Source organism: Gordonibacter sp. An230 (assembly GCF_002159915.1).
Classification (GTDB): domain Bacteria; phylum Actinomycetota; class Coriobacteriia; order Coriobacteriales; family Eggerthellaceae; genus Rubneribacter.
In genome coordinates, this window is record NZ_NFJP01000024.1 from 63,087 (window position 1) to 69,132 (window position 6,046).

At 65.8% G+C, this 6,046-nt stretch carries 6 protein-coding genes; 1 reads left to right on the plus strand and 5 read right to left on the minus strand.

Going from position 1 to position 6,046, the window contains the following annotated elements:
• Positions 1 to 19: 19 nt before the first annotated feature.
• The 4 genes from xseB to rnd all read right to left on the minus strand — a co-directional run bounded on the left by xseB (position 20) and on the right by rnd (position 3,661).
• On the minus strand, positions 20 to 277 hold the full coding sequence (xseB, locus tag B5F40_RS12095) for an exodeoxyribonuclease VII small subunit (protein ID WP_087194538.1): 258 nt from the start codon (positions 275 to 277) through the stop codon (positions 20 to 22).
• Positions 274 to 1,722 carry an exodeoxyribonuclease VII large subunit gene (gene xseA, locus B5F40_RS12100; protein WP_255396421.1) on the minus strand — a complete coding sequence of 483 codons (1,449 nt, stop codon included), beginning with the start codon at positions 1,720 to 1,722 and terminating at the stop codon, positions 274 to 276. The genes xseB and xseA overlap by 4 nt, the downstream gene beginning before the upstream one ends.
• An 8-nt stretch (positions 1,723 to 1,730) precedes the next feature.
• Complete coding sequence (locus B5F40_RS12105) at positions 1,731 to 2,405, minus strand: zinc metallopeptidase (RefSeq protein ID WP_087194540.1); 675 nt, start codon at positions 2,403 to 2,405, stop codon at positions 1,731 to 1,733.
• 113 nt (positions 2,406 to 2,518) lie between these two features.
• A complete protein-coding gene (rnd, locus tag B5F40_RS12110) occupies positions 2,519 to 3,661 on the minus strand; it encodes a ribonuclease D (protein WP_087194541.1) in 1,143 nt (380 codons plus the stop codon).
• An 80-nt stretch (positions 3,662 to 3,741) separates the two neighbouring features.
• Between rnd and B5F40_RS12115 the strand changes: the two genes are divergently transcribed.
• Entirely contained in the window at positions 3,742 to 4,653 is a 912-nt protein-coding gene (locus B5F40_RS12115; protein ID WP_087194542.1) for a diacylglycerol/lipid kinase family protein, read from the plus strand.
• A 174-nt stretch (positions 4,654 to 4,827) separates the two neighbouring features.
• Here B5F40_RS12115 and B5F40_RS12120 read toward each other — a convergent pair.
• Positions 4,828 to 6,046: helix-turn-helix transcriptional regulator (locus B5F40_RS12120; protein WP_162610971.1), on the minus strand; the 1,219-nt coding region annotated here is incomplete at its 5' end.

Sequence of the window (6,046 nt, forward strand, 5' to 3'; positions counted from 1 at the left end):
CCGGCACGGACGGCCGTTTTCACGAAAGGCTCGTGTCGCGCGTTTCGTCGTCGGCTTCCGGCACGAGCTTGCCCATGAGCACGTCCACTTTCTGCTGCGCCTCTAAGAGACGCGATTGGAGCGCGGCGAGCAGCGCAACGCCGCGCTCGTAGCTCCTCAAGCTGTCCTCGAGTTCGAGCGTGTTGCTTTCCAGCACGCCCACGATGCCGTCGAGCTCGGCCATGGCCTCGCGAAACGTCAGCTCCTCGACGGGCCTAGGTCCTTCTGTCTCGGTCATGACAGGTCCTTCCACTCCATGATGTCCGTATCGATGCGCCGCATCGCCTCGACGCGACAGGCCAGCACGCCGTCGGATAGCGACACGTTCACCTCATCGCCCTCCGCCACGGCCTCCACGCTTTTCACCACGGCGCCCGCCGAAGTGCGCGCCACAGCATAACCGCGTCCGAGCACGGCGAGAGGGGAAAGATCGTGCAGTCGCGCAGCCGCAACCGCCGTCTCCCGTTCGAAGCGCCCAACGAGCGCACCTCCGCAAGCCACAAGCCGTTCGCGCCCTCGCTCAGCCTGATCGCGAGCACGTCCAACGGCGGCAGGCAAGGTGCGGGCAAGGCGCTCGCGCTGCCGTCCCACGCTCGCGACATCGCGCTCGAGGCTCGCAGGCAAGGTGCGGGCAAGGCGTTCGCGCTGCCGCTCCACAACTGCCGCATCGCGCTCGAGGTTCGCAGGCAGGACGCGGGCGAGGCGCTCAGCGGCAAGGTCGAGCGTCTGCGCCTCGACGGCGAACAGAAGGTGCGCGTCTCGGAACAAAGGCCGTGTCGCGCAGCGGCGCACGTCGGCGACGGCCCGCTCGAGCGCACGCTCGGCGCAAACCGAGAGCGAACGGGCCCGCGCGACGAGGCGGCGCTCCAGATCATCGCGCGCAGGGCTCACCGCTTCGGCAGCCGCAGTGGGCGTGGAAGCCCGCACATCGGCCACCATGTCGGCGATGGACGTGTCGGGCTCGTGCCCGATGCCCGTGACCACCGGCACAGGACAGCGCGCGATGGTGCGCGCGAGGCGCTCGTCGTTGAACGGCATGAGGTCCTCGTACGTACCCCCACCGCGCACGATAAGCACCACCTCGGCACCGGCCTCGACCACGCAACGCATGGCCTCCACGATGCCAGCCGCCGCCGTCGCGCCCTCCACCGTCACGCCGGCCAAAAGGACGCGGGCGAGCGGGAACCGGCGTCGCAGCGTGCGCAAAACGTCATGGACGGCATCGCCGCGCGGCGATGTGACCAAACCGACGACGAGAGGATACGACGGCAAGGAACGCTTGCGGGCGGGATCCATGAGTCCCTCGGCCTTAAGCCTGCGCGCAAGCTCGGCCACCTGTTGACGAAGGCGTCCCTCGCCGGCAAGCGAGAGCGAGAACACGTCGAAGTTCATGCGCCCCTTCGGCGCGTACAGAGTGAAGCGGCCGCTCAACTCGACAAGCTGCCCCACTCGCAGCTCGACACCGGCCGCGTTGAAGCGATTGTTCCACATCATGCACGGCAGCGCGGCGCGCTCGTCCTTCACCGTGAAGTACACGGCCTTGTATCCGGGCTTGTTCGACACCTCGGACACCTCGCCCACCAAGCGCACGACGATTCCTTCGAGCGCGCCCTTCGCGAGCGCCATCGCCCCCGACACCGACAGCGCCTCGGACGCCGTCCCTTCTCTCTCTTCGCGAATCACGGGGACGGCTACTCGCGGTTCTGGCTGAGCAGCCACAGAAGCTGCAGGATGGAAGTGAGCGCCGCGGCCACGTAGGTGAGCGCGCAAGCGCGCAGCACGCTGAACGAGCCGGACTGCTCGGACTGGGGGAGCCCGGTCGATCCCATGTAGACCATCGCACGACGCGAAGCGTCGAACTCGACCGGCAACGTGACCAGCTGGAACACGACCACGGCAGCGTACATGACGATGGCGAGCATCGTCAGCTGGGCCATCTGCAGAAACACTCCCAAGATCAAGAGGAATATCCATGCGTTCGACGCCAGGTTCACCACGGGAACGAGAGCGCCGCGGATCTTCATGGGAGCGTAACCCTGCGCGTACTGGTAGGCGTGGCCCACTTCATGGCAGGCCGTGGCCGTGGCCGTGACGGTGCGACCCTCGTAGGCATCGGGCGAGAGCGTGACCGAGTTCGTGCGAGGATCGAAGAAATCCTGCCCCGGCCCGCCGCGGTGCACCTCCACGCCGGAGATGCCGTAATAGGAAAGCATGCGGCGCGCGGCTTCCGCACCGGTGAGGCCCGTGGAGATGGGCACGCGCGAGTACTTTTTGAGCTGCGAGTTCACGTACCAGGTGGCGAACCCACCGATGATGAGCGTGACGATGACCAGCATCCAATAGCCGGTGCTAACTCCGAAAAGCATGATTGGAACACTCCTTCAGGGGGAGACATGCGCGCGGCCCCCAGGCCGCCGCCCTCTTTCCCCGCCATTATACCCGACGATGTCGGAGGGTCGAGCCGCCCGCTGGCCGAGCGTTAAACTTCCGTAACCTTGATCTCGCCATCGGACAACGACAAGGCGATCCTGCCCTCGAGCAACCTCAGAAGCTCTTCCCCCACAAGCGAGCGACGCCATCCGCGCAGAACATCGATGCCCTCGCGGTAGCCGCGCGCCACACGCGCGAGATCGTCGTGACTTGCCAGCGTGGGAAACGCCACGCCGTTTTGCTTCGCCCGCAAGCGAACGAGGGCGCACATGAGATCGAGCTCCGCATCGACGTTCGGCTCGTTCTTGCCGCAACGGTCGGGCTCGGGCCAGGCGCTCGGCGGGGCGTCGAGCGCCGAGGACACGAGGGACACCACGGTCCGCGCGTCCTTCGTGGACAGCCGGTCGGACATACCGCGCACCATGAACAGCTCGTCGATCGAGCGCGCCTCGCGCTTGCACGCCTCCACGATCTGCTCGTCGGTGAGCACCCATTTGCGCGGCACGTCGCGACGCTGGGCTTCCAGCTCGCGCCACGCCGCCACCTCGCGTGCGGCCGCAAGCTGGCGACGCGACAGCTGCGAGACGCGCTTGAGGCGCCGATACCGTTCGCGCTCGTTCGCGGCATAGCGCGCCGGATCGGCCATGTCCTCGAAATCGCGATCAAGCCACGAAAGGCGCCCCAGCTCCACGAGCTTGGCCCGCATTCGCTCGTACATGCGCGGCAGATAGGCCACGTCGTCGGCCGCGTACTCCAACTGCGAGTCCGACAGCGGCCGGCGCGACCAATCGGTGAACGAATCTATCTTCTTGAGCGTCACGCCGCACTCGGCATGAACGAGCGCCGCGTAGCCGATCTGTTGCGTATGGCCCAAAAGCGCGGCTGCAACCTGCGTGTCGAACAAAGGCCTCGGCAGCGTGCCCACCTCGCGCAGCAGTATCTCGAGGTCTTGGCCGCCAGCGTGAAACAGCTTCACCACGGACCCGTCCTCAAGCACAGGCGCCAGCACGCGCAGATCCTCGACCTCGAAGGGATCCACGATGACCGTCTCGTCATCGGTTGCCAGCTGCAGAAGGCACAGCTTCGCGTAATAGGTTTTCTCGCGCAGAAACTCCGTGTCGACGGCGAGCACGCTCGAGCGCATCGCGCGGCGTGCGAACGCCTCGAGGCTTTCTTGGTTTGCTATGTACACCGGGAGATCCTCACCGTTCCTTGCCTTGCGTTTCCGGCTTCATGTTGTACCATGCCATCATAGCAATTGAAAGGGCGTCTGTGAAACTGCTCGTCATTAACAACCTGTCCTCGGGATTCGGCGAAGGCGCCGTCTACGATTTCGCGCGCTCGTTCGCCCGAGACGGCGACGAGGTCTGCCTGCGCTCCACCGACGGCTCGACCGATGTGCGCGACCTGCTTCGCGACGCCACATCCTTCGACGCGGTGGTGGCGAGCGGAGGAGACGGCACAGTGGCAACGGTGAGCTATTCCTTGGCGAACTCGGGAGTGCCGGTGCTCCCCTTCCCCGCCGGTACGGCGAACCTCCTCGCCCTCAACCTCGCATCTCCGCTCGAGCCGCATGCGCTCGCCAAGATCGTGCGCGAGGGGCGCACGCTCGATTTCGACCTCGGGGAGATTGAGGTGGCCGGCCGCAGGTTCGGCTTCGGCATCATGGCTGGAGCGGGATACGACGCTGCCATAATGCACGGCGCGGAAGCCGGCAAGCGCCTGTTCGGCCCCATGGCCTACCTTTCGGCCGCCGTGCTCAATCCGATGCCCCAGAAGTCGCGTTTTTTCATCGAGCTCGACGGGCGCACAGTGGAAAGCGAAGGGCTCGGCATCCTTCTCGTGAACTTCTCGAAGATACAGTTCGACATTGCGGTCACGCACGAAAACGAGCCGCGCGACGGCGAGTTCGACGTGGTGGTGCTCAAGGCCAAAACCGCCTTCGAGCTCATACCCGCCGTGTTCGCCGGCCTGCTCGACCGCGGCGGCGAGTTCCCCGACCGGACGGGCGCGCTCGAGATACACCGAGCGCGCAAGGTGCGCGTCAAAGCCGACCCGCCCATGGAGGTGCAGTACGACGGAGAGGCAACGCGCCTCATGACGCCTTTCTCCGCGCGTATCATGCCCCGCGCCGCGCGCCTGTTCGTGAGCGACGAGGGCTGGGATCTGTTCGCCCAGAAGTAAGGAACGACGCCGACGGCAAGGGCTCGTCCAAACACGACCTGGGGACAGGAGCGGCATCGCGCTCTCGGAGGCGGACGGCTATCGAAAGCCATCGGAAAACGCGTCGGCGGCTCGTCTTTTCTCAGCAGACCGCATCCCACCGTCCCGCAGCTGCGAAGCCCTCGCGGCGGACGCCTACCCTTCGTCATCCGAGCACGAAAGCACGACGTCGACGAGCTCCTGACGACTATGCACCAGCATCTTTGCATAGATGTTGCGCAGATGCGTTCGCAGCGTGCTCTCGGTTATGCAGAGCCGCTCGCGGATGACGGCGTTGTTCCTTCCCCGTGCCACCAGGGCGGCTATCTCCTCTTCGCGCTTCGACAGCCCGAACCGTCGCGCGGCGTTTCCCGCGCATCGCGCGCACGCCTCCTCGTCGTCGGCAAGGCGCTTCGCGGTTCCCCGCCGCTCGAAGAACCGCCTGATGTCCCCTTCGCTCATCACGAACGCCGAAGTGGCCACCGCAAGCCCGATAACGCCCGATATGGCAACGGGCAGCGGAGCGTCAAGCCCGCACAGCACCGCATCGTAGAGCGCCTGGGCGAAGGTGCTGCATGAAGTGAGCGCGAACTGACCTGCGGCGAACACGCACGCCGCCGGAACGCGAGACCGCGAGGCGATGCTGCACCACAGGGTCCATGTGAAAATGCGGAAGAACGTCCATCCGGCGCCGATGGCGTACGCCTCGTACTGCTGATTCCCGCTTTCGAGCATGAGAACGGGGATGATGCTGAAGATCATGAGGGGCGTGAGCATCCGGTATAGGAACATGAAATCGAACCTCTCGCCGCAACGTCGGGCGAACAATGCGACAAGCGTCGACACGGCAAGCCCGGCGAGCAGCGTGTTGAGCTCAGCCGTCGCAGAAGACTTGGCCTCGGAAAGCGAGTTGGTGAGCAGGCTGATGGCGCCGAACAGCCCTATGCCCACGAATAGACGCATCGGAAGGCGAGGGACGCGAGCCTCTTTGGGCAGATCGCCCTTCGAGGGGGCGAATGCGGCGTCCGAGCGAAGCGACAGCAACGCTCCCCCCGACAGCAACGGCATCGACGCGTGGACGACGAGCGCCGCAAGGGGCTTGAGGCCAGCCACCAGCAAGCAGAGGGAGAACGCCGTCGCATACACCAGCGACACGCACAGAAGGGCGTCGCGGAAACGGACGCGGCATAGGCATTCGGCCCATAAGAGAAGAAGCGCTGCTTTGGACGCCTCAAGCACCACGCCCGCCGCCGCACCGAGAGGCGCATCGACCGCCCAACCGCACGCATACGTGAAAGCGGTCGAGAGGGACACGAGCAACGGCGCCCCCGCGACGAGGCGCCCGCAATGCCGGGCGGAGGAATGCGGGAGGCGG